At 61.4% G+C, this 22,128-nt stretch carries 22 protein-coding genes and 2 tRNA genes; 16 read left to right on the forward strand and 8 right to left on the reverse strand.

What is annotated here, in order from left to right; genetic code table 11:
- Positions 1-20 precede the first annotated feature (20 nt).
- Positions 21-824, forward strand: coding sequence for an AmmeMemoRadiSam system protein B (amrB, locus tag GPICK_RS06485; protein WP_039741478.1), 804 nt, complete (start codon positions 21-23; stop codon positions 822-824).
- A gap of 45 nt (positions 825-869) precedes the next feature.
- On the opposite strand, the gene GPICK_RS06490 is transcribed toward amrB, so the two are convergent.
- From GPICK_RS06490 to nadB, 3 genes are all read right to left on the reverse strand, one after another.
- On the reverse strand, positions 870-1,079 hold the full coding sequence (locus GPICK_RS06490) for a hypothetical protein (RefSeq protein ID WP_039741480.1): 210 nt from the start codon (positions 1,077-1,079) through the stop codon (positions 870-872).
- A 5-nt stretch (positions 1,080-1,084) separates the two neighbouring features.
- Positions 1,085-1,375 carry a chorismate mutase gene (locus GPICK_RS06495; protein WP_039741481.1) on the reverse strand — a complete coding sequence of 97 codons (291 nt, stop codon included), beginning with the start codon at positions 1,373-1,375 and terminating at the stop codon, positions 1,085-1,087.
- Positions 1,376-1,449: 74 nt separating this feature from the next.
- Positions 1,450-3,045, reverse strand: coding sequence for an L-aspartate oxidase (gene nadB, locus GPICK_RS06500; protein WP_039741483.1), 1,596 nt, complete (start codon positions 3,043-3,045; stop codon positions 1,450-1,452).
- A 218-nt stretch (positions 3,046-3,263) separates the two neighbouring features.
- Between nadB and GPICK_RS06505 the strand changes: the two genes are divergently transcribed.
- The gene (locus GPICK_RS06505) at positions 3,264-3,854 is read left to right on the forward strand and encodes a lytic transglycosylase domain-containing protein (protein WP_236685700.1); all 591 of its coding nucleotides are present in this window, start codon (positions 3,264-3,266) and stop codon (positions 3,852-3,854) included.
- 9 nt (positions 3,855-3,863) lie between these two features.
- Positions 3,864-4,454 carry a CDP-diacylglycerol--glycerol-3-phosphate 3-phosphatidyltransferase gene (gene pgsA, locus GPICK_RS06510; RefSeq protein ID WP_039741488.1) on the forward strand — a complete coding sequence of 197 codons (591 nt, stop codon included), beginning with the start codon at positions 3,864-3,866 and terminating at the stop codon, positions 4,452-4,454.
- A 2-nt stretch (positions 4,455-4,456) separates the two neighbouring features.
- Here pgsA and GPICK_RS06515 read toward each other — a convergent pair whose 3' ends face one another.
- Entirely contained in the window at positions 4,457-4,645 is a 189-nt protein-coding gene (locus GPICK_RS06515) for a hypothetical protein (RefSeq protein ID WP_039741490.1), read from the reverse strand.
- 185 nt (positions 4,646-4,830) lie between these two features.
- Between GPICK_RS06515 and GPICK_RS06520 the strand changes: the two genes are divergently transcribed.
- The 6 genes from GPICK_RS06520 (at position 4,831) to GPICK_RS06545 (ending at position 13,912) form a co-directional block, all read left to right on the forward strand.
- Positions 4,831-4,905: transfer RNA gene (locus GPICK_RS06520), tRNA-Cys, on the forward strand.
- Positions 4,906-5,047: 142 nt separating this feature from the next.
- Positions 5,048-7,666 (forward strand): DNA mismatch repair protein MutS, encoded by a 2,619-nt coding sequence (gene mutS, locus GPICK_RS06525; RefSeq protein ID WP_039741491.1) that lies wholly within the window; start codon positions 5,048-5,050, stop codon positions 7,664-7,666.
- Between the two features lie 5 nt (positions 7,667-7,671).
- A complete protein-coding gene (locus GPICK_RS06530; protein ID WP_084201362.1) occupies positions 7,672-9,048 on the forward strand; it encodes an N-acetylmuramoyl-L-alanine amidase in 1,377 nt (458 codons plus the stop codon).
- 12 nt (positions 9,049-9,060) lie between these two features.
- Entirely contained in the window at positions 9,061-11,769 is a 2,709-nt protein-coding gene (glnD, locus tag GPICK_RS06535) for a [protein-PII] uridylyltransferase (protein WP_039741493.1), read from the forward strand.
- 15 nt (positions 11,770-11,784) lie between these two features.
- Positions 11,785-12,672: a site-specific tyrosine recombinase XerD gene (xerD, locus tag GPICK_RS06540; RefSeq protein WP_039741495.1), complete on the forward strand. Its 888-nt coding sequence runs from the start codon at positions 11,785-11,787 to the stop codon at positions 12,670-12,672.
- A gap of 40 nt (positions 12,673-12,712) precedes the next feature.
- A complete protein-coding gene (locus GPICK_RS06545) occupies positions 12,713-13,912 on the forward strand; it encodes a cofactor-independent phosphoglycerate mutase (protein ID WP_039741496.1) in 1,200 nt (399 codons plus the stop codon).
- A 69-nt stretch (positions 13,913-13,981) separates the two neighbouring features.
- On the opposite strand, the gene GPICK_RS06550 is transcribed toward GPICK_RS06545, so the two are convergent.
- On the reverse strand, positions 13,982-14,545 hold the full coding sequence (locus GPICK_RS06550; RefSeq protein ID WP_039741498.1) for a Slp family lipoprotein: 564 nt from the start codon (positions 14,543-14,545) through the stop codon (positions 13,982-13,984).
- 174 nt (positions 14,546-14,719) lie between these two features.
- On the opposite strand from GPICK_RS06550, the gene GPICK_RS06555 reads away from it, so the two are divergent.
- The 7 genes from GPICK_RS06555 to GPICK_RS06580 all read left to right on the forward strand — a co-directional run bounded on the left by GPICK_RS06555 (position 14,720) and on the right by GPICK_RS06580 (position 20,235).
- Positions 14,720-16,075, forward strand: coding sequence for a UDP-glucose dehydrogenase family protein (locus GPICK_RS06555; protein WP_039741500.1), 1,356 nt, complete (start codon positions 14,720-14,722; stop codon positions 16,073-16,075).
- Positions 16,076-16,087: 12 nt separating this feature from the next.
- On the forward strand, positions 16,088-17,023 hold the full coding sequence (locus GPICK_RS06560) for a UDP-glucuronic acid decarboxylase family protein (RefSeq protein WP_039741502.1): 936 nt from the start codon (positions 16,088-16,090) through the stop codon (positions 17,021-17,023).
- Between the two features lie 16 nt (positions 17,024-17,039).
- The gene (locus tag GPICK_RS06565) at positions 17,040-17,378 is read left to right on the forward strand and encodes an FtsB family cell division protein (protein WP_039741504.1); all 339 of its coding nucleotides are present in this window, start codon (positions 17,040-17,042) and stop codon (positions 17,376-17,378) included.
- A 55-nt stretch (positions 17,379-17,433) separates the two neighbouring features.
- Positions 17,434-17,589 (forward strand): hypothetical protein, encoded by a 156-nt coding sequence (locus GPICK_RS17555; protein ID WP_169745362.1) that lies wholly within the window; start codon positions 17,434-17,436, stop codon positions 17,587-17,589.
- Between the two features lie 17 nt (positions 17,590-17,606).
- On the forward strand, positions 17,607-19,292 hold the full coding sequence (argS, locus tag GPICK_RS06570; protein WP_179944516.1) for an arginine--tRNA ligase: 1,686 nt from the start codon (positions 17,607-17,609) through the stop codon (positions 19,290-19,292).
- A 13-nt stretch (positions 19,293-19,305) separates the two neighbouring features.
- Positions 19,306-20,097 (forward strand): SPOR domain-containing protein, encoded by a 792-nt coding sequence (locus GPICK_RS06575; RefSeq protein WP_039741508.1) that lies wholly within the window; start codon positions 19,306-19,308, stop codon positions 20,095-20,097.
- Positions 20,098-20,158: 61 nt separating this feature from the next.
- Positions 20,159-20,235: transfer RNA gene (locus GPICK_RS06580), tRNA-Met, on the forward strand.
- 204 nt (positions 20,236-20,439) lie between these two features.
- Here GPICK_RS06580 and GPICK_RS06585 read toward each other — a convergent pair.
- Genes GPICK_RS06585 through GPICK_RS16615 form a run of 3 tightly spaced genes read right to left on the reverse strand, consistent with a single transcriptional unit; the run spans position 20,440 to position 22,095 of the window.
- Entirely contained in the window at positions 20,440-21,258 is an 819-nt protein-coding gene (locus tag GPICK_RS06585) for a HesA/MoeB/ThiF family protein (RefSeq protein WP_039741511.1), read from the reverse strand.
- 1 nt (position 21,259) lies between these two features.
- Positions 21,260-21,484 carry a MoaD/ThiS family protein gene (locus GPICK_RS06590; protein ID WP_039741513.1) on the reverse strand — a complete coding sequence of 75 codons (225 nt, stop codon included), beginning with the start codon at positions 21,482-21,484 and terminating at the stop codon, positions 21,260-21,262.
- 5 nt (positions 21,485-21,489) lie between these two features.
- A complete protein-coding gene (locus GPICK_RS16615) occupies positions 21,490-22,095 on the reverse strand; it encodes a hypothetical protein (RefSeq protein ID WP_052263328.1) in 606 nt (201 codons plus the stop codon).
- Between the last annotated feature and the right edge of the window lie 33 nt (positions 22,096-22,128).

The raw sequence follows: 22,128 nt of genomic DNA on the forward strand, positions 1-22,128 counted from the left end.
ATGCGCATCAAGGAGGATGCATGATACGTCAACCGGCCGTTGCAGGACAGTTCTACACCGATGACCCTTCCCGGCTCCAGGCCGAGCTGCGGAGGTTGACGCCGGCAGCGGCCGTCAGACGGAAAGTCACAGGGATCGTGGCTCCCCACGCCGGCTATGTCTATTCCGGTGAGGTGGCCGGGGCGATCTACGGCTCCATCGAGATCCCGCGCACGGTGCTTATCCTGGGGCCCAATCACCACGGTTTCGGTGCGGCGGCTGCACTCTATCCCCACGGAGAGTGGCTTACCCCCCTCGGCAGCGTGCCGGTCGCGGGGCGCCTTTCGGCGCTCATCAAGGAATACACCCCCCTCGTTGAATTCGATCTGTCTGCCCACCGCTTCGAACACTCCCTCGAGGTACAGGTCCCCTTCCTCCAGAACCTGCGCGACAACCTGCAAATCGTGCCGCTCTGTCTCGGGTTTGACGACTTCGAGCGCTGCCGCCAGGTGGGTGAAGGAGTGGCCCGCGCGATTCAGGTTTTTGGGGAAGAGGTGCTTATCGTCGCCAGTTCGGACATGACCCATTACGAATCGGCGGAGGCCGCCCGCGTGAAGGATGAACTGGCGCTTGAGAGGGTGTGTGCGCTCGATCCGGAGGGGCTTGTGAAGATCTGCCGCTCCCGGGGAATCACCATGTGCGGCGTCATTCCCACGGCGGTCATGCTGGTGGCGGCAAAACTCCTGGGTGCTGGGCGGGGGGAGGTTGTTCGTTACGGTACGAGCGGGGATGTGACGGGGGACGACCGCCAGGTGGTGGCCTACGCCGCGGTTGCGGTCTCCTGAGAGGGGCGCTGTCCGTGGCGGACGAGGGGGCGGATGACCCCCCGTCTATTCTTCCTTCGAAATCCTCACCACCTGAAGAACTCCGGGCATCTGCTCCATTTCGTGCTGATCGAGGGTGTCGGTGTCGCCGATGACTCCGATGATGATCCGGTTGGCACCGGTCGACTGATGGATGTCGAAATCCCGGTTGATGAGATACTCCTTTATCCGCACGAGCGCCTCTTCCCCGGCGCTCTTTTTCATGATGATGAGCATGTCGGTTACTCCTTCTCCTGCGATTCGTCGCGGTGGGTCATGATCCGTTCGAGGCGACGCGACTCGTCGATCACCCGTTCGAAGAGGCGGACGATGGCACCATCTTCCAATGGGCCGGGATTTTCCCCCTTCATCCGTTCAAAGATTGCCTTCTCCCTGGTCGGGTCGTAAACCGGGAGCCCGCGTTCCTTTTTTATCTTGCCGATCTCAAGGGCCAATCCTGCCCGACGGTTGAAGATCCGCAGCAACTCGCCGTCAAGCCGGTCAATTTCCTGTCTCAGTTCGTCAATGGTCATTCGTGGTTCCTGGCTGGTGACGTGCGGCGCGTGAGGGGATGCCCCCGTGTAACGCGCCGGCCACGGGATGCGTTCTAAAACTGTTTCTTTACGAAGGTGTCTTTCCTGCAGCGGACATCGTCGCGTTCCGGGTAATCAATGGTGTAGTGAAGCCCCCGGGACTCCTTGCGCTGGAGGGCGCACTTGACGATCAGTTCGGCAACGGTGGCGATATTGCGTAACTCGACCAGATCGGAGGTGACGATGAAGTCCCAGTAGTAATCCTCGATCTCTTCCTGAATGAGGCTGATGCGGCGCAGTGCCCGTTCGAGGCGTTTGTCGGACCGTACGATGCCGACATAGTTCCACATGAAGCGCCTGATTTCATCCCAGTTCTGGGAGACGACCACCATCTCGTCGCTGTTGGTGGCGGTGCCGCAGTCCCACTCCGGAATCTCGGGAAACTCGAAGTGATTGCCTGCCAGTTCCTTGACGGAATGCTTGTAGGCCTGCCCCGCGTAGACCGCCGCCTCCAGCAGCGAGTTGCTCGCCAGACGGTTAGCACCGTGGAGCCCGGTAAACGCCACCTCGCCGATGGCATAAAGGTGACGGATGTCGGTTTCGGCGTTGCTGTCGACGGCCACCCCGCCGCAGAGATAGTGGGCGGCGGGGACCACCGGGAGCGGCTCCCTGGTCATATCGAGGCCGAACTCGAGACAGGTCTGGTAGATGTTGGGAAAGCGGGTCCGAACGTATTCGGGATCCTTGTGGGTAATGTCGAGATAGACGCAGTCGTCGCCGTTGGTCTTCATCTCGTTGTCGATGGCGCGGGCGACGATGTCGCGGGGGGCAAGATCCTTCAGCTTGTGATACTTCTCCATGAAGGCCGTGCCGTCGCGACGGCGCAGGATCGCCCCTTCGCCCCGCACGGCCTCGGAGATCAGAAACGATTTCGCGTGGGGGTGGAAGAGGGTGGTTGGGTGGAACTGCATGAATTCCATGTTGGCAATGGTTGCGCCGGCACGGTAGGCCATGGCGACGCCGTCACCGGTGGCGACATTGGGGTTGCAGGTGTAGAGATAGACTTTTCCTGCTCCGCCGGTGGCCAGCAGCGTGATCTTGGCGGCGAAGGTCTTGACCGTTCCGCTGGTAATGTCGAGGACATGGGCGCCGAGGCAGCGGTTCTGTTTCATCCGCTTGCGGGCAATCTTCGCCTCGGTGATGAGGTCGACACCGATGTGGTGCTCATAGATCGTGATGTTCGGGTTTTCGCGGGCGGCGGCCACCAGGGCCCGCTCGATCTCGCGGCCGGTTACGTCATCGGCGTGGAGGATACGGCGCTGGCTGTGTCCTCCCTCCCGGGTAAGGTCGTAGCCCGCGTCTCCCTTGGTGAACTGCACCCCCCACTCGATGAGGCTCCGGATCACCTTCGGACCTTCCTCGACGACCATGCGGACCACGTCTTCGTGGCAAATGCCGGCACCGGCCACGAGGGTGTCCTCCACGTGGGCGTCGAAGGTGTCCTCCTGGGAGAAGACCGAGGCGATCCCCCCTTGGGCGTAATTGGTGGCAGATTCCGTCACTTCGCGCTTGGTGACGATGGCGACGCTTCCGTGGCGGGCCGCCTGGAGGGCGAACGACAGCCCTGCGATGCCGCTTCCAATGACGAGAAAATCACTTTCTATCTTCATTGCCGTACTCCTCGGATCGTGCTGCGATGTAGTGTAAACGGCGCAAACTGGGCGATTATTCGCCCGCAAAACCGCTTTGTCAAGGAATTTTGGGCGGTTGGAGCGGGGGTAGCTTTCATGAGGGTTGAAATGGTAACGGCATTGGTCTATATTTTGTATGGCATTCCGCAGCAGAGCCCATTAATGCCGTCGGAGGAGTCGTGACAAGGGGAGTCGCCATCGTATGGTTTGCCGTGCTGGGCGCTGTGGTACTGCGGATTCCGTGTGCGACGGCCGACATTTACCGCTATGAAGACGACGAGGGGGTCGTTCACTTTACCGATGCCCCCACCGACAAGCGGTTCAAGGTCTTCATGCGCGATCTCAAAAAAGACCGTCGGCTCCGTACCACCTTCAAGCTGGCCGGCTGTGCCCGCAATCCTGAAGAGTTCGAGCCGATCATCGACCAGTGTGCCCTCGAATACGGCGTTGAAAAATCCCTGGTGAAGGCGGTCATTCACGCCGAGTCGGGGTACAACCCCAATGCCCTCTCCCGCAAGGGGGCCAGCGGCCTCATGCAGCTCATGCCCCAGACGGCCCGGGATCTCAAGGTGTCCAACTCTTTCGACCCCCGCGAGAATATCCGCGGTGGGGTCCGCTATCTCCGCTTCCTCCTCGACACCTTCAAGGGAGACGTGACCATGGCCTTGGCGGCGTATAACGCCGGACTCTCCAGGGTCGCCCAGTACGGTGGCGTGCCGCCGTATCAGGAAACCCGCACCTATGTCGACAAGGTCCTGAGCTACCGAAAGTCATATCAAACGAACTAAGGTCCATCCATGCCCGAAACCGCCAGCGCCATTTGGAATATTCCCAACATCCTCACCCTGCTCCGCATCGCCCTCATCCCGGTGATGGCGGTGCTGTTGTTCTCTCCGTCGAAGGATGCGGGATTCTGGGCCGCAGCGGTTTTTGCCGTCGCCTCAGTGACGGACTGGCTTGACGGTTATCTGGCCCGTCGCATGGAGATCGTCACCATCTTTGGCAAATTCCTCGACCCGATCGCCGATAAGCTGATGGTGATGGCCGCCCTGATCATGATCCTCCCCTTTGGCCATGTGCCGGCCTGGATGGTGCTCGTGATCCTGGGACGGGAGATCATCATCACGGGATTGCGGGGGATCGCCTCCAGCGAGGGGATCGTCATAGCGGCCAGCGACCTTGGAAAGTTCAAGACGATATTCCAGATCGTCGCTATCCTCGGGCTTCTCCTGCACTACGATTACCACTGGCTCTTCGGTATCGATCACCCCTTTTTCTATGTGAACATGCACAATATCGGGATGTTTTACCTCTGGATCGCCACGGTCATAACCATCTGGTCGGGTGTCGACTACCTGGTGAAGTTCGTCAGGGTGATCGCGAGGTAGGGCTACGGTTTCCCGATTGCCACCGGTTCGCAGACGTTGTCGGCGGAATTGGCCTCCGCACCGCACATGAAGCAGCTTACCGTGGGGGCCGAACTCAGATGGCGCACCTGCTCCGTGAGCCCCTTGCTCTTGAGGACGCAGAGGTGCCCCTGATGCTTTTCTCCGCAGCTGCAACTCGTTTGCTCAGCCATTTTCGTGCTCCTTTCAGAAATGTTTTGTCGGTTCAGGATGTTGCAGTGATGCACCTGTTTTGCTGCAGATGTTTGTGCAAATTGGTTGCCCGCAATCACGGCGGGCCCGGGAATATTTCACGTTGACACTGGGGGCGGAATAGGGTATATACCAAAATCCGTTCACTAAGACGGGCACATAATGAGGCGGCGTAGCCAAGTGGTAAGGCAGAGCTCTGCAAAAGCTCCATTCAGCGGTTCAAATCCGCTCGCCGCCTCCAAAATTCCAGAAGCTGACCTGACGGTCAGCTTTTTTTGTATCTCGTCACGCGGTGTGCACGAATCGGTCCGGTTTTGGTCTTACAATGCGCCCCCTTTTCTGGTACCATACCCTCCCAATCAAGTAACGGCAAGGTTTTATCGATGTCCGAACTCACTCCGATGATGCGCCAGTACCTGGAGATCAAGGCGGATTATCCCGACGCGATTCTCTTCTTCAGGCTCGGCGATTTCTACGAAATGTTTCTCGACGACGCGGTCAAGGCGTCGCGCATCCTCGACATCACCCTCACTTCGCGCGGCAAAGGGGGTGACGGCAACGACGTCCCTCTCTGTGGTGTCCCGTACCATTCCGCCGCCCCCTACATCGCCCGGTTGATCGAGGCAGGGGAGAAGGTGGCCATCTGCGAGCAGGTGGAAGATCCGAAAAGCGTCAAAGGGATCGTCCGCCGCGAAGTGGTGAAGGTGGTCACCCCCGGGCTCGTGGTGGAATCCGAGAGCCTCTCCCCCAAGGAAAACAACTATCTCCTCTCGCTTTTCGGCGATGGCGGTTCCCGCTGGGGGGTTGCCTACCTGGACATTTCCACCGGCGATTTCCGGGTTACGGAAACGGACGGAGAAGATGCGGTCTGGAGCGAAGTGGCCTGCGTCGACCCGCGGGAGATCCTGGTGCCGGCCTCCCTGCGCGATAGCGGTCGTCTGGCGGGACGGGCGGACCTGGCGGCGGGGAGGATGATCTCGGCCATCGACGAGTGGGTCTACGACCGGGATTACGTGGAGCGGCTCATTCGCAGCCATTTCGGCGTCGCGTCTCCCGACGCCATCGGCTGCGGCGGACTGGCCGAAGGGCTGCAGGCTGCGGCCGCCGTCCTTCACTATCTGCAGCAGACGCAAAAGGGGCGGGTGGACCATATCCGGGATCTCCGCGTCTACCGCAGCCAGGAGTTTCTCGTCCTCGACGAGTCGACCCGCCGCAATCTGGAGCTGACCGCCACCCTGTCGGAGGGAAAACGGCGGGGATCACTCCTTGGGCTGCTTGACCGGACCGCCACGGCCATGGGGGGGCGGAAGCTCCGGCAATGGATTAACTATCCACTGGTAAGTGTCGAAAAGATAACGAACAGACAGGACGCGGTGGCCGAGCTGGTAACTGCCGCCGGGGTGCGGACCGCCATGCGGGAAGTGCTCGACGGCGTCTATGACCTGGAGCGCCTCAACGGCCGGATCAGTCTGGCGAGCTCGGGGGCCAAGGACCTTGTGGCGCTGCGGGCATCACTGGAGAAGCTTCCGCCGCTGTTCGATCTTCTCGACGGTGTCGACGCCTCGCTTTTGCGCGAGATCAGAGCGGAGATCGACCCCCTGGAAGACGTGAAGGAGCTCGTTGCCCGGGGGATCGTGACGGATCCCCCCTTTGTCCTGCGCGAAGGGGGAATCATTGCCGACGGCTACCATGCCGAACTGGACGAGCTCCGTGCCATCAGCCGGGAAGGGAAGGGGTTCATCGCCCGGCTGGAGGCCCAGGAGAAGGGGCGGACCGGCATCTCCTCCCTCAAGATCCGCTACAACAAGGTCTTCGGATATTACATCGAGGTCACCAAGTCGAACCTTTCGTCAATCCCCGAGGACTATATCCGCCGCCAGACCCTGGCCAACGCCGAGCGCTTCATTACCCCGGAGCTGAAGGAGTACGAAGAGAAGGTCCTCGGTGCCGAGGAACGGATCGTGGAGCTTGAGTACGGGCTCTTCCAGGAGATCCGGCAGCAGGTTGCCGCCCAGGGGGAGCGGATAGCCCGGACCGCGGACCGCCTGGCCACCCTCGACGTCCTCGTGGCCCTGGCCGAGGTGGCCCACGAGCGGGGGTACTGCCGTCCGGTCGTGGACGAGGGGGATGTTTTCTCCGTCACCGAGGGGCGCCACCCGGTAGTGGAAGCCCTCAACGTCTCCGAACGATTCGTCTCGAACGATGTGCTGCTCGACAACGCCGAGAATCAGCTCGTCATCATCACCGGACCGAACATGGCCGGAAAGTCGACCTTCATGCGGCAGGTGGCCCTCATCGCCCTCATGGCCCAGATGGGGAGTTTCGTCCCTGCCGCCGAGGCCCGCATCGGGGTCGTCGACCGGATCTTCACCCGGGTCGGGGCGTCCGACAATCTGGCACGGGGGCAGTCGACCTTCATGGTGGAGATGATGGAGACCGCTGCGATTCTTCGCAATGCCACCCCCCGCAGCCTCATCGTCCTTGACGAGATCGGCCGGGGAACCTCCACCTTTGACGGCGTCTCCATCGCCTGGGCCGTGGCCGAGTATCTGCACGATACGGAGCGTTGTGCGGCCAAGACCCTCTTCGCTACCCACTACCACGAGCTGACCGAGCTGGCGGTGACCCGGGGACGGATCAAGAACTGCAACGTCGCCGTGAAGGAATGGAACGATCAGGTGATCTTCCTGCGCAAGATCGTCCCCGGTGGGGCGTCGCACTCCTACGGCATTCAGGTGGCCCGACTGGCGGGTCTTCCCCATGAGGTGATCGAGCGGGCCAAGGAGATCCTGCAGAACCTGGAAAAGGGGGAGTACGCCGAGGGTGGAGTGCCGCGCATCGCCAAGGGGAAGAGGGGAACGGCGGCGAAGGAGTCGCCCCAGCTCTCCCTCTTCGAGCAAGGTGCCGATCTGGTGCGCACACGGCTTGCTGGTTTGAATATTGCAGCGCTGACCCCCCTTGAGGCGCTCAATATTCTCGACGAGTTGAAAAGGATGGTTTGATAGCGATGAAGTTCTGCCGCATACGATTGCTGGTCACCGTATCGTTGTTTCTCATGCTGTTCTTCCTCAGTACGTTTGCCGCCGCAGAGGGGGAGGGGGGCTCTGCCGACGGGAAGGGTACGGTTTCGGTAAAGAAGAAGAAACACGTCAAGAAGTCGGCGGCTGCCTCCGCGAAGAAGGCCAAGGGTGCCAAAAAGTCCGCCGCCTCCGCAGAGAAGAAGGGAACGGAGGATGGGGGTGACGGCGGGAGTGCGGCAAAGGCCGTGGTGAAGGAGATCCGGTACTGGTCGAACCCCGACTACACCCGCATTTCCATCGCGGTCGACCAGGAAGCCCGCTATGAGGCCCACCAGATCAAGCAGAACCCCGCAGATCCCTATCCTTCCCGTATCTATATTGATTTGGAAGGAGCCCGTCTCGCACCGGGACTGAAGGAAGTTCCCATCGGCGACGGGTTCCTCAGGACCGTCCGTGCCGCCCAGTACCGACCTGACGTGGTGCGGGTGGTGCTCGATCTTGAAAAGATCAAGGATTACAAAATCTTTCCACTTTCCGATCCGAACCGGATCATTATCGATGTGAAGGGGGAGCGCCCCCTGGAGTTTTCGCGGCTCACCGAGCAGATCCAGCCCCCTCCTGCGGCGGCGGCCGAGGTGAAAAAGCCCGAACCGCGTGAGGAGAAGCCTCGCCCCGTCGCCAAGCTGAAGCCGGGGAAAATCCGCCGGATCGTCGTCGACCCCGGGCACGGCGGCCACGATTCGGGAGCCCTGGGTGCCAACGGTATCAAGGAAAAGGATGTGGTTCTCGCCATCGGTCTCAAGCTCGCCGAAAAGCTTCGGGACCTCGGCATCGACGTGGTGATGACCCGTTCCACCGATGTCTTCATTCCCCTCGAGGAGCGGACCGCCATCGCCAACAAGGTGAACGCCGACCTCTTCGTGTCGGTCCACGCCAACGCCTCGCTCAACCGGAGCGCGTCGGGGATCGAGACCTACTATCTAAATCTGGCCAAGACCGAGAAGGCGGCCCAGGTGGCGGCCCGGGAGAACAATACCTCCCTTGAGAAGGTGAGCCTGCTGCAGGCGATCCTCTTCGACCTCATGGCCAATTACAAGATCAATGACTCGGCCCACCTGGCCGAGGAGGTGCAGAAGGCGCTCTACAAGAAGATTCACGGCAGTTATCCCACCGCCAAGAACCTGGGGGTCAAGCAGGGGCCGTTCTACGTGCTGGTCGGGGCGACCATGCCGAGCATCCTGGTGGAGAGTGCCTTCGTCAGCAATGAGGCCGAGGAGGCACGGCTCAAGAGCCCCGAATACCAGGAGCGGACCGCCGACGGGATTCTCGAAGGGATCAAGGGGTACATCAGCAGCCTGAAGTAGACGAAAGGGGCCATGGAATTCAACATCGATCGATACTTCCCTGACACCTCCCAGGAGGCCGGCGACGCCGGGCGGGCCTCCTTCGAGGAGAAGCGTCCCCTCTATCTGGCCGCCAGCAAGCATTTTCTCACCCATTATCGGGATGAGATCATGGCCCTGCACCGCGCTGGCGCCCCCGGCGATACCGTGGTCCGCGAGATCACGGCCATGACCGACACCCTCATCCGCAAGCTCTTCCGGAGCATCACCCGCGACCTCTCCCAGCACGGCAAAGGGAAGAGCCACCTCACCCTCATGGCGATCGGCGGTTACGGCCGCGGCGAGCTCAACCCCTTCTCGGACATCGATCTCATGTTCCTGTACAGCGGGAAGGACCAGGCCCGCGTGGAGGACATCGCCCAGAAACTCCTCTACTTCCTCTGGGACATGAGGCTCGACGTGGGGTACTCCGTGCGCAACCTTCAGGACTGCGTCGAAATGGCGGCTGCCGATACCACGGTCCGCACCGCGCTCCTCGATGCCCGCGTCCTGTCGGGAAGCCGCATCCTCGCCAAGGAATTCGAGAAGGTGATGCTCACCCAGATCCTCGCCAAGCGCAGCGATTCGTTCATCCGGGAGAAGGTCGATGAGCTGAAGAAGCGGCGAGACAAGTACGGCTCGTCGGTCTACCTGCTGGAGCCGAACGTGAAGGAGAGCGAAGGGGGGCTGCGCGATCTCCATACGGCCCTCTGGGTGGCAAAGATCAAGTACAAGGTGAGCGACCCCAAGGAGCTGATCGTCAAGGGGGTGCTGAGCGAGGAGGATCTGGCGGGCTACCACGAGGCGCTCACGTATCTCTGGCGGATCCGCAACGAGCTCCACTTTTCCGCCGGCCGCAAGAGCGATCAGCTCACCTTCGATGCCCAGACCCGCCTCGCCGCCTTCTTCGGCTACGAGGATTCGGGCCGGACCTTGGCGGTGGAAGAGTTCATGCGGGATTACTATCTCCACGCCACGAAGGTCGAGCATATCTCGTCGTCGCTCATCGCCACCTGTTCCCGCCGCGACGAGGGGGCGTTCCGGATTCTCGGATACTTCATCCGCAGGCCCATAGGCGAAGGGTTCTACATCCTCAAGGGGGAGCTCGTGGTCCCCGACGAGTCGGTGTTCGAGAAGGAACCGGCCCGACTCATGAAGATCTTCGAGTACGCCCAGAAGCATGGCGTTGCCATCAGCGTCGCCGCCAAGGCACTCATCCGCAGGAGCCTGTACCTGGTGAACGACAAGTTCCGCCGGAGTAAGGAGGTCAACCAGTCGTTCTTCGCCATCCTGCGCAGCGACAAGGGGGTCTCCGAGACCCTGCGGCTGATGCACCACCTGGAGTTCCTCAACCGCTTCATCCCCGAATTCGGTCACATTTTCTGCAAGGTGCAACACGACCTCTACCACATCTACACGGTCGACATCCACTCGCTGTTCGCGGTGGAAGAGATCATCAGGCTCCTCCGCGGTGAACGGGGGGAGGAGCTGCCGCTCCTGACGCAGCTGGCGCGGGAGGTGGACAAGCGGGAGCTCCTCCTGCTGGCGGTCCTTTTCCACGACATCGGCAAGGGGGAAGGGGGGGGGCACGCCGAGAAGGGGGCGGCCATGATGCCGACCATCACGCGTCGCATGGGGCTTTCCAAAGAGGACAGCGAACGACTGGAGTTCCTTGTCGGCACCCACCTCCTCATGGCTCATATCGCCCAGCGCCGCGACCTCCACGACGAGAAGATGATCATCCAGTTCGCCCGCCAGATGGAGAAGAGCGAGAACCTGAAGATGCTCTACCTGCTGACCTACGCCGATATCCGCGCCGTGGGGGTGGATGTCTGGACCGAGTGGAAGGCGATGCTCCTCCAGGAGCTCTACGAGAAGGCCTTCAGCGTCATGGAGCGGGGAGATTTTCGGCTCGAGGCCCGGAGCGAGCGGGTCAAGAACGTCAAGCGGAAGGTCCTGGAGATCCTCGGCCCCGACTGTCCGGCGGCAGTGGCGAAAGAAGAGCTGAAGGCGATGACGATCCGCCATCTCCTCTCCAACCCGCCGGCGGTGATCGCCGAGCACGTGCAGAATCTGCTCCTGCTCGAGCACGAGAAGATCGTGACCCGCGTCTCCCACGAGCCCGACGGGGGGTACTCCAACTTCACCATCTGCACCGTGGACGTCCCCGGGCTCTTCTCCATGATCACCGGCGTCATGGCGGCCAACGGGATCAACATCCTCGGCGCCCAGATCCACACCAGCTCCAACGGCAAGGCCCTCGACATCCTCCAGGTCAATTCACCCCAGGGATTTGTCATCACCGACGAGAGCCGCTGGAAGCGGGTCGAGGATGACCTGCGGCAGGTCCTCACCGGCAAGATCCAGGTGGGGACGCTGGTGGCGAAGCGGCAGCGGCCGACGCTCCTCTCCGAGCGGGTGAAGCCCCGTTTCCCCACCCGCGTGGAGATCGACAACGAGGTTTCGTCCGACTACACCGTCATCGATATCTATACCCATGACAAGGTGGGGCTGCTCTATATGATCACGAGTACCCTCACGGAGCTGGGGCTGTACATCGGCATTTCGAAGATATCGACCAAGGTCGACCAGGTCGCCGACGTCTTCTACGTCAAGGATATCTTTGGCCAGAAGATTACGAGCCCCGAGCGGCTGGAGGAAGTCAAGGTGCGGGTGGCGAAGGCGATCGACGACGGCGCGTAGCGCAACTGGACGGCCATGAACCAGTACCTCGATCTGTTCCTCAGCTATCTGCTGGTCGAGAAGGGGCTCTCCCGGAATACCCTCGACTCCTACGGCCGCGACATGGCAAAATATTTGGATTTTCTCGAAGCCCGCGGCTGTCGTGAGCCATCCGCCGTCACCGCCGCCATGGTGGTCGATTTCCTGGTCACCCTCAAGGAGGGGGGGCTCGGGGCCCGGAGCCGGGCCCGGGCGCTGTCGGCTACCCGGATGTTTCACCGCTTTCTGCTGGTTGAGGGGTATGCCGACGTGAATCCCACCGCCATCATCGAGGCCCCCAGGACCATCGGGAAGCTCCCGCAGGTGCTGACCGGACGGGAGGTGGAGGCGCTTTTGGCGGCGCCGACGGGGGACGGGCACCGGGAGGGGCGCGACCGGGCCATGCTGGAACTTCTCTACGCAACGGGGCTGCGGGTGTCGGAGCTTGTCACCCTGAAACTGCGGGAGGTGAACGTCGCGGCGGGCTACCTCATGGCCTTCGGCAAGGGGGGGAAGGAGCGGCTCGTACCCATGGGGGAGTCGGCCTGCGTGGCGGTGGCGCATTACGTCAACGAGCTGCGGCCGGCCCTGGACCGGGAGGGGGAGAATCCGTTCCTGTTCCTGACCCGGCTTGGCGACCGGATGACGCGCCAGGCGTTCTGGAATATAATTAAAAAATGGGCACGGGAGGCCGGGATCAGGAAATCGATTTCGCCCCACACGCTGCGCCATTCGTTTGCGACCCATCTCCTGGAGAACGGCGCGGACCTGCGAAGCGTACAGACCATGCTCGGCCATGCCGACCTCTCCACGACCCAGATTTACACCCACGTCACCCGCGAGCGGCTGAAGCGGCTCCACGAGCAGTTTCACCCGCGGGGATGAGGGGAATGCGTTCTACCACGACACCGAAAGGAACCGACCAATGAAGTACATCGTGCTGCTCGGCGACGGAATGTCTGACGAGCCGTTGAAGGAACTGGGCGACCGGACGCCGCTCATGGCTGCCAGGACGGAAAATCTCGACTACATGGCCCGGCGCGGCCGGCTGGGGCTGGCCCGGACCGTGCCGAAGGGGCTCCCGCCGGGGAGCGACGTGGCGAACCTCTCGGTGTTCGGCTACGACCCGCGCAGCTGCTACACCGGCCGCTCTCCCCTGGAGGCGGCGAGTATGGGGGTCGAGCTTGGCCCCGACGACGTAGCGTTCCGGGTGAACCTCGTGAACCTGCAGCCGGCACGCGGCACCCTCATCATGAACGACTACTCCGCGGGGCACATCTCCACCGAGGAGGGGCGGGAGCTGATCGAGGCGCTCCAACGCGACATGGGCGACGACGAGTTTCACTTCTATCCCGGCGTCGGCTACCGGCACCTCATGGTCTGGCGCAACGGCAAGCATGCCCTCACGGCAACCCCTCCCCACGACATCTCGGGGCAGGGCATTCTGGATCATCTCCCGAAGGGGGAAGGGGCGGACCGGCTCATCTACCTGATGAACACCTCTCAGATGATCCTCAACAACCATCCCCAGTACCGTCGCCGGCTGGAGGCGGACAAGGTCCCCGCCAATTCCATCTGGCTCTGGGGGCATGGCAAGGCGCCGCGGATGGAGCCGTTCCGCGACCGGTTCGGCCTCACGGGGGCGGTCATTTCGGCGGTGGACCTCGTGCGGGGTATCGGCGTCTGCGCCGGCCTTGACGTAATCCGGGTCGAGGGTGCCACCGGCTACATCGACACGAATTACGAGGGGAAGGTGACTGCGGCCCTCGAAGCGCTGGAGACACGCGATTACGTCTATCTCCACGTGGAGGCGCCGGACGAGGCTGCCCATTCGGGGAACCTGGAGCACAAGCTGCAGGCGATCGAGGACTTCGATGCCCGGGTCGTGGGGCCGATCATGGAGGGGATGAAGAAGTTCGGAGAGTATCGCATCCTCTGCACCCCCGACCATCCGACGCCGCTCCGGATCAAGACCCACACCGACGATCCGGTGCCGTTCATCCTCTATGGCGGCGAGGGCGAAGAGCGGGGAGGCGTGCGGGGGTACGACGAGGAATCGGCCCGGAACGCGGGACTCTTCCTCGACGAGGGGTTCCGTCTCATGGAGATGATGCTCGGCCGGTAACTGTCGGAATGTATGGAGGGGGCGGGATGGATTCCGCCCCCTTCGCGCGTCGTGGCACGGCTCAACCGGCTACCAACGCCGGTAGACGGGGCCGAGGGGGCGATACCAGTACGGGCCGGGCCAGAAGCCGTAGTAGTAGGGATCGTAATAGTAATAGGGGGCGGGAGTCGGGTAGGGGTAGCCCTGCTCGTAGTCGTAGCTCTTCCAGACATGGATCTCCCTGATGGCGATCACGGGGTAGGTGTAGTCCACTTCGTCGAGGGGAACGGTTTTCTTCCCCCTGACTTCGCCGACGGCGGTGACGAGCCTTCCCGGTTTGAAGATCATGCTGTCGAGGAATCGGTCGGTGGTGGCGAGAAATCTTCCTTCCGTGCGAAAGGTATCCTCCGGCATCCCCGAGTCGTCGAGCCTCACCTGCATCACTTCGAGCTGGCTCCCCTCCTTCGTGTTCTTGATTCCGGCGATTACCCCACCGAGCATGACGTATTTGCCGGTGTAGCTGTCGGGCTTCTCCTTGAGCATGCTGAAGGTGATGCCCGGATCAACGAGTCGGCGCGATTCGTCGCTGATCACGTGGGCGCACCCGGCAAGCGCCGTGAGTGTCAGAAGAAGCAGGGCGAAGAAATTCTTCATGGCGGACCTCCTGATTTTCCCATCTATTTTTTATACTATCCCGACCCGATTTAAAGTCAAACTGGGGGCCGATATCTCCTTTTCCGACACGATCCGGGGAGGAAAAAGTCTGGAATTGGCGTCGGTATCCATGCTATAACCACCCATTGACTTGATTGATCCAGAGGAGTCACCGTGAAAATATGCGTCATTGGAACCGGGTATGTCGGCCTTGTGGCCGGTACCTGCTTTGCCGAGAGCGGCAATACCGTTATCTGTGTCGATGTGAACAGGGAGAAGATCGAGGGGCTCAAGGAGGGGATCATACCGATCTACGAGCCGGGACTCAAGGAGCTTGTCCTGCGCAACAGCGCCGAAGGGCGCCTCTCCTTCACCACCGACCTGGCGGCCGCCGTCAAGGCGTCGCTCGTTAATTTCATCGCCGTCGGCACCCCCCCGGGTGAGGACGGTTCTGCCGATCTTCAGCATGTCATTGCCGTGGCGCGCGAGATCGGCCGGCACATGGAAGGGTTCAAGATTGTTGTCGACAAGTCGACGGTTCCGGTCGGCACCGCGGACAAGGTGCGCCAGGCGGTGCAGGAGGAACTCGACGCCCGGGGGGTGGGGATCGAGTTCGACGTGGTCTCCAATCCGGAGTTCCTCAAGGAAGGGGCCGCCATCGACGATTTCATGAAGCCCGACCGGGTCGTCATCGGCGCCGACAATGTCCGGACCGCCGAGATCATGAAGGAGCTCTATTCCCCCTTCATGCGCAAGACCAACCGGTTGATCGTCATGGACGTCCGGAGCGCCGAGATGACCAAGTATGCCGCCAACGCCATGCTGGCCACCCGGATATCGTTCATGAACCAGATCGCCAATCTCTGCGAGCGGATGAATGCAGACGTTTCCGCCGTTCGCGAGGGGATTGGCTCCGACTCCCGCATCGGCTACGACTTTCTCTTTCCCGGCGTCGGTTACGGCGGCTCCTGTTTCCCCAAGGACGTGAAGGCCCTCGTCAAGACCGCCGAAGAGTGCGGCTACGATTTCGCCTTGCTCAAGGCGGTGGAGGAGGTCAACGAGCGCCAGAAGAGCGTCCTGACCGAAAAGCTCATCGCCTATTTCTCCCGCGAGAACGCCACTGCACCGCTCGCCGGCAGGACCATCGCCGTCTGGGGGCTTTCCTTCAAGCCCCGCACCGACGACATGCGCGAAGCCCCGTCGGTCGTCATCATCAGCCGGCTCCTGGAAATGGGGGCAACCGTCCGTGCCCACGACCCCGAAGCGGTGAGAGAGGCGCGAAAGATTTTCGGCGACCGGATCACCTACAGCGGTTCCAGCCAGTACGACATCCTCTCCGGAGCCGATGCCCTCGCCATCGTCACGGAGTGGAACGAATACCGCAATCCCGACTTCGACCGGATCCGGGAATCTTTGACGCGGCCGGTGATTTTTGACGGGCGCAATCTGTACAACGTGCGGCGGATGAAAGAAATCGGCTTCGAATACTTCTCCATCGGTCGCAACGCCGCGGGATTTGTCGAGAAATAGGGGGGACGGGCGATGCGGATTCTTGTCACCGGCGGGGCCGGTTTCATCGGCTCGCATCTCTGCGAGCGGCTCCTCGGCGAAGGGCACGACGTTCTCTGTCTCGACAATTTTTTTACCGGCAGTAAGCGAAACATCGCCCACCATCTAGGGAACCCCCGTTTCGAGCTGATCCGCCACGACATCACCGAGCCGATTCTGCTGGAGGTCGACCGGGTCTACAATCTTGCCTGTCCTGCCTCTCCGGTGCACTATCAGTACAACCCGGTGAAGACCATCAAGACCAGCGTCATGGGAACCATCAACATGCTCGGTCTTGCCAAGCGCGTGAAGGCGCGGATCCTGCAAGCCTCAACCTCCGAGGTTTACGGTGATCCCCAGGTGCATCCGCAGCCCGAATCGTACTGGGGCAATGTGAATCCCATCGGGATCAGGAGCTGCTACGACGAGGGGAAGCGGGTGGCCGAGACCCTCATGATGGACTATCACCGCCAGAACGGCGTCGATATCCGGATCGTGAGGATCTTCAATACCTACGGGCCGCGGATGGCGGTACACGACGGGCGGGTGGTCTCCAATTTCATCGTGCAGGCGCTGCAGGGGGAGGACATCACCCTCTTCGGCGACGGCAGCCAGACCCGTTCGTTCTGCTACGTGGATGACCTCGTGGATGGAATGATCCGGATGATGGAGTGCGACGGCTTCATCGGCCCGGTCAACCTTGGGAATCCCGTCGAGAATACGATCCGCGAGTTTGCCGAGCGGATCGTGGCGATGACCGGATCCAGTTCGAAAATCGTTGCCATGCCCCTGCCGAGCGATGACCCCCGGCAGAGGCAACCGGACATCTCGCTGGCGCGGGAGCGGCTCGGCTGGCAACCGTACGTAACCCTCGATACGGGCCTCAGAAAGACCATTGACTACTTCGCCGGCGTTTTCGCCGAGGCATAGTACCACCGGAGGACGCATGCGGAAACGGATGTATGCCATTCCTGCAGCGTGCATATTGTTCATTCTCTACTTCACCGTTTTCGGTGAGCGGGGACTCCTGAGGATCTACCATCTGAGCCGCGAGCGCGAGCAGATCCAGGAGCGGTTTGGCGAGATCAAGGCCGAGAACGACAAGTTCAAGCGCGAGATCGAGGCGCTGAAGACCGACCGCCGTTACCTCGAAAGCATTGCGCGCAAGGATTTTGGGCTGGTACGCCCCAACGAGATGGTCTACCAGTTTCCCTCGGCGGAAAAGCCGGTAGCTGAGCAGAAGCAGCAGAAGCCGGCACCGACGGCAGCGGAAAAGAAGCGATAGTCTGAAGAGCGGTTCTGGACCGCTCTTCAGCGTTTATATGGCAGGAGATGAGACAATGAGCGGTTCCCGGAGACAATCGTGCGCGGTCTGCGCCTGGCGTGAAACCTGTGCCAAGAAGTTCTGCGTCACCGACGGCGGGGCGCACTGCCCCGATTTCACGCGTGACATTTCCATAAAAGCCCCGGACGATGACAGCGGGGATGCCGAATGAATGTGCTGGAGGGATCGATGAAGGAAATCGTGCGCACCTTGGTGCGCGACGGGCTTGAGCGGTGTTTTGCCGACGGCTCCCTCGCCCCGGGTGAGATGCCTGCTGTGGTCATAGAGAAGCCGGCCCATGAGGAGCACGGCGATTTCGCCTGTAACGTCGCCATGTCAATGGCCAAGGCGCAGCGGAAGGCCCCCCGCCAGATAGCCGAGCTGCTCGTGAAACATATCGAAGACCGTGACGGAATCATCGAGAGTATCGAGATTGCCGGTCCCGGCTTTATCAATTTCAGGGTTGGAAATGCCGCCTGGTGCCGCACCCTCGGCGTCATCGAGACGGCAGGGGCCGCCTACGGCACGAGTCGTTCAGGGGAGAGCCGGAAGGTGCAGGTGGAGTTCGTCAGCGCCAATCCCACCGGTCCGCTCCATATCGGTCATGGACGTGGCGCGGCCATTGGCGATACCATTTGCCGCCTTCTGGATGCCACGGGGTGGGAAGTGACCCGCGAATTCTACTATAACGATGCCGGCGCCCAGATCGCCAATCTGGCGCGTTCCGTTCAGGCGCGCGGCCTCGGTATCGAGCCGGACGACCCACGGTGGCCGGCCGACGGCTACCAGGGCGAGTATATCAAGGATGTCTCCCGCTCCTATCTGGCGCGGGAGACCGTCGATGCCGGCGATCAGCATGTCACCGGCGCCGGCGACCCGAACGACCTCGACGCGATCCGCCGGTTCGCCGTGGCGTACCTGCGGCGGGAGCAGGATCAGGATCTCCTGGCCTTCGATGTCCACTTCGATATCTACTCACTGGAATCGAGCCTCTACGCCGAGGGGCGTGTCGAGGCAGCGGTGGAGCGCCTCATCGGGAATGGCCATACCTATGAGCAGGATGGCGCCCTCTGGCTCCGCACCACGGACTTCGGTGACGACAAGGATCGCGTCATGCGCAAGAGCGATGGCGGATACACCTACTTTGTCCCCGACGTAGCCTATCACCTGGCAAAGTGGGAGCGTGGTTTCGTTCGCGTCATCAACGAACAGGGGGCGGACCACCACAGCACCATTACCCGGGTCCGGGCCGGCCTGCAGGCTCTGAACGCCGGCATCCCGCAGGGGTGGCCGGAATATGTGCTCCACCAGATGGTGACGGTCATGCGTGGCGGCGAGGAGGTAAAGATCTCCAAGCGTGCCGGCAGCTATGTCACCCTTCGGGACCTGATCGACGAAGTGGGGCGCGACGCAACCCGCTTCTTCTTTCTGATGCGCAAGCCCGATTCCCAACTCGTCTTCGACATCGATCTGGCCAAGCAGCAGTCCCTCGAAAACCCGGTCTATTACGTCCAGTACGCCCACGCCCGCATCTGCAGCATCTTCGAAAACGCAGCGGAGAAGGGGATTGCGGTGCCATCCTTCGCTTCGGCATCGTTGGAGCGGCTTGGGACGCCGGAAGAGATGGCAATCGTGAAGCTTCTCGCCTCGTTCCCCGAGGTGGTGGAGGGAGCGGCCCTTGCCTTTGAACCTCACCGCATTACCTACTACCTTCAGGAGCTTGCCGGTTCATTCCACTCGTTCTACAATAAAAACCGGGTCATAACCGAAGATGTTGAGCTGGCTGGCGTCCGGCTCCATCTGCTCGCCTGCGTGGCGCGCACGCTGAAAAACGGCCTCGGACTCCTCGGGGTATCAGCCCCGGAGAAGATGTGACGGACTGACGATCATGGTTGTCGATTATCGCGAACGTAAACAGGTCACCAAGAATCGGCCAAAGTCCAAGCCGATGGGGATGGTGTTTTTCGGCTTTGCCGTGGCCACAGTGGGGTCATTCGCTCTCGGAATGATGGCAGATCGCCTTCTGCTGAAAATCCGCCCTCCGAAGGCTTTGGTTGCATCTGCTCCACAGACCGCACCATCGCAGGCGCCCCCTCCAGCGTCTGCCCCCCTGACTGCAAACACCAAAGCAGCCGCGGCACCGTCCCCTCCCGCAGAGCCCTCCCTCACGTTCTACAATACCCTGCCCAAGGGGGGGAAAGCGATCCTGGGAAGCGGCATTAACCCGCGAAATGAAGAGGCCCGGGCAGCTTCGCCGGCGAAACATCCCCAGTCGGCACCACCTTCGTCCAAAGAGCAGGCTGCGCCGAGCCCGGTCTCTGTCAAGGAAGAACGCGGCACCACGCCGGCCGATGGCCGGGAGAAAAAGGCAAGCGGGACAAACGAACAACCGAGTGGCAAGGCTCAGTCGGAACCAGGCAAGGAAGCCGGTGCCAAGAAGACAGGGGGGAACGCCAAGGGGAAGTTCGCCGTTCAGTATGCGTCAGCCAAGGACCGAAAAGAGGCCGAGGCCATAAAGGGGAAGCTTGCGGAAAAAGGGTTTGCTGCCTATATCGTCGAATCATCGGTGGCGGGCAAAGGCACCTGGTATCGGGTGCGCGTCGGCAAGCAGATGGATCAGCCGGCCGCAAGCGAGATGGCAACCATGATCGGCAAAGGGGCAATCGTTGTCCCGGAATAAAAAAATGAATTTCTTTGTTGACTCGTTCGGAAGGCTGTGGTACATATTGGATCTCTTGTGACGCGGGGTGGAGCAGTCTGGTAGCTCGTCGGGCTCATAACCCGAAGGTCAGAGGTTCAAATCCTCTCCCCGCAACCAAAAAATTAAGCCGATTCGCATAGTTAGCGAATCGGCTTTTTTAGTTCATACTTACCTAGTGGGCGCACTTTATTTCACCCCGATCACGATCTCCGTACTGCTCAATGCAAAGCCAGTGGCCGACCCATTCGCCGTCTGGGTCAGGGTCCCGGTGGCCCCGCCGGACACCTCTAAAATCAGTTGGTTAGAGTTCACGGGCGGACACTAGATGAATATTTCCTCCACGTCCATATCAAGCAAGTTAATGGTGAGTTTTCGTCCTTTCCTCTGCCTTCCCAGGCCAAGGAGAATTTTGCAGGTTTCCGCCACCTCCATGCTGGCGATGACCGCTGGTGTGAAGGAAGGGTTGCCGAGCCTCTTCTCTATTCCCGTTCCATCCTCCCTGCCTGCGTAGAGCTTTTCCAGCGTCCTTTCACCGGGCAGTTGGGTAAGAACCTGGCCGTACCAACCACCGATGGCCCCATGCACAAAGGGAATATTCAGCGCATCGCAGACGTCTGCCAGTTCCAGGCGCGCAGAGACTGAATCCAGCGCGTCCACCGCCACGTGGGCATATCTCAGAAGTTCCTGTCCGTTATCTCTGGTGAATGCTTCCCTGAGCGGGATAAGGGTGACCGCCGGATTGATCTCGGCAATCCGCGCCGCCGCCGCCTCTACCTTGGCTTGACCCAGCAGGCGGAGACTGGAGAAGAGCTGGCGGTTCAGGTTGTGTTCCACGAAGGTGTCCGGGTCGATGGCGATGATCGTGCCGACGCCGAGCCGCGCCAGTTCCTCGATGATGTATCCACCCAGCCCCCCGCAGCCGATGACGGCAACCGTGCTCCGGAAGAGGCGAAGCTGCTGGTCGATGGTGAGCATCTGGCGGTTGCGCTGGTAGCGGGCCGGCAGGAGACCCATCTTCAGGATCGTCCCTTCGGCTTCGGCAAGGGTGAGGGAGAAACGCCCGGCCGCCTCCACCTGGCTGCGCCATGGCACAAGATCCCCGTCGGCGTGTTCCCGGATGAACTCCTCCAGGGATGGCATCCTACCCTCCTCCCAGGAGCGGGAAGAGAGCCAGGGTATCCCCTTCCGCAAGCCGGTGGTCCAGCTTCACGTGGCGGCTGTTCACCAGCATGATTCCCAGTTCCTTTTCGGCGAGGGAGAGTTCCCGCACTACGTCGGCCACTGTGGTCCCTTCGGCGTAGTCGCGGGATTCGATGTCGAACCGGCCGGTGCGGAAGGTGGCAAAGAGTTTTACGGTTATGTTCATGGCTGTCACCTGAAATTGACGGTGAGGCGGACGCTGCCGCCCACGCAGAGGGGCTGAGTTGTCCGCAGAAGCCCCGCACCCACCGGTGTTCCGTTGATGTTCCCCCCGTCGCACGATTCCCAGAACGTCTCGTCGCGCTCCCGGAAAAAGGAAATCACATCGCTGCACCCCATGAGGATGCCGCGTTTGAGAAATACCGGTCCCAGTTCGGTGAGGAGGAGATTGAAGAGTTTCACCCGCACCGTCCCGATCCGGTCGGTGGCGTCGGCGGCGGTTTCCTGGTGGGTCATGGCCCCGCGCATGGCGGCCAGGTGCCCGCCGCGGCGCATGGTGGCCCCCACCAGTCCCGGCATGGCCCCGGACAGGGCGATGGTGGCGCCGTCCCTCACGATGGCGGTCTCCACGTTGTCGGTGGCCTTGGAATCGAGGAAGATGGTAGTGATTCTCGTGGCGACGTAGTCAGGGGCGATCCCCCACTGCCGGCACAGAAGCCGCTGAAGCGTGCATCCCACGTGGGCCGTGACGAGAAAGCCCTGCTGAAGGATGGGAAAGAACTCTCCAATCAGCGAGGAGGGCAGGGTCAGGGTTAGATGTATGAGAGGGGCTTCCATTGCCGGGCGTCTCCCTTTTCGGACTGTCTGACG

Origin of the sequence: Geobacter pickeringii (assembly GCF_000817955.1) — a bacterium.
GTDB lineage: Bacteria > Desulfobacterota > Desulfuromonadia > Geobacterales > Geobacteraceae > Geobacter > Geobacter pickeringii.

Excerpts from the sequence above, each read along its gene's own strand:
- amrB (WP_039741478.1), top strand. The coding sequence starts at position 21 with ATGATACGTCAACCGGCCGTTGCAGGACAGTTCTACACCGATGACCCT.
- GPICK_RS06490 (WP_039741480.1), bottom strand. The coding sequence starts at position 1,079 with ATGCTCATCATCATGAAAAAGAGCGCCGGGGAAGAGGCGCTCGTGCGG.
- GPICK_RS06495 (WP_039741481.1), bottom strand. The coding sequence starts at position 1,375 with ATGACCATTGACGAACTGAGACAGGAAATTGACCGGCTTGACGGCGAG.
- nadB (WP_039741483.1), bottom strand. The coding sequence starts at position 3,045 with ATGAAGATAGAAAGTGATTTTCTCGTCATTGGAAGCGGCATCGCAGGG.
- pgsA (WP_039741488.1), top strand. The coding sequence starts at position 3,864 with ATGCCCGAAACCGCCAGCGCCATTTGGAATATTCCCAACATCCTCACC.
- GPICK_RS06515 (WP_039741490.1), bottom strand. The coding sequence starts at position 4,645 with ATGGCTGAGCAAACGAGTTGCAGCTGCGGAGAAAAGCATCAGGGGCAC.
- mutS (WP_039741491.1), top strand. The coding sequence starts at position 5,048 with ATGTCCGAACTCACTCCGATGATGCGCCAGTACCTGGAGATCAAGGCG.
- GPICK_RS06530 (WP_084201362.1), top strand. The coding sequence starts at position 7,672 with ATGAAGTTCTGCCGCATACGATTGCTGGTCACCGTATCGTTGTTTCTC.
- glnD (WP_039741493.1), top strand. The coding sequence starts at position 9,061 with ATGGAATTCAACATCGATCGATACTTCCCTGACACCTCCCAGGAGGCC.
- xerD (WP_039741495.1), top strand. The coding sequence starts at position 11,785 with ATGAACCAGTACCTCGATCTGTTCCTCAGCTATCTGCTGGTCGAGAAG.
- GPICK_RS06545 (WP_039741496.1), top strand. The coding sequence starts at position 12,713 with ATGAAGTACATCGTGCTGCTCGGCGACGGAATGTCTGACGAGCCGTTG.
- GPICK_RS06550 (WP_039741498.1), bottom strand. The coding sequence starts at position 14,545 with ATGAAGAATTTCTTCGCCCTGCTTCTTCTGACACTCACGGCGCTTGCC.
- GPICK_RS06560 (WP_039741502.1), top strand. The coding sequence starts at position 16,088 with ATGCGGATTCTTGTCACCGGCGGGGCCGGTTTCATCGGCTCGCATCTC.
- GPICK_RS06565 (WP_039741504.1), top strand. The coding sequence starts at position 17,040 with ATGCGGAAACGGATGTATGCCATTCCTGCAGCGTGCATATTGTTCATT.
- GPICK_RS17555 (WP_169745362.1), top strand. The coding sequence starts at position 17,434 with ATGAGCGGTTCCCGGAGACAATCGTGCGCGGTCTGCGCCTGGCGTGAA.
- argS (WP_179944516.1), top strand. The coding sequence starts at position 17,607 with ATGAAGGAAATCGTGCGCACCTTGGTGCGCGACGGGCTTGAGCGGTGT.
- GPICK_RS06575 (WP_039741508.1), top strand. The coding sequence starts at position 19,306 with ATGGTTGTCGATTATCGCGAACGTAAACAGGTCACCAAGAATCGGCCA.
- GPICK_RS06585 (WP_039741511.1), bottom strand. The coding sequence starts at position 21,258 with ATGCCATCCCTGGAGGAGTTCATCCGGGAACACGCCGACGGGGATCTT.
- GPICK_RS06590 (WP_039741513.1), bottom strand. The coding sequence starts at position 21,484 with ATGAACATAACCGTAAAACTCTTTGCCACCTTCCGCACCGGCCGGTTC.
- GPICK_RS16615 (WP_052263328.1), bottom strand. The coding sequence starts at position 22,095 with ATGGAAGCCCCTCTCATACATCTAACCCTGACCCTGCCCTCCTCGCTG.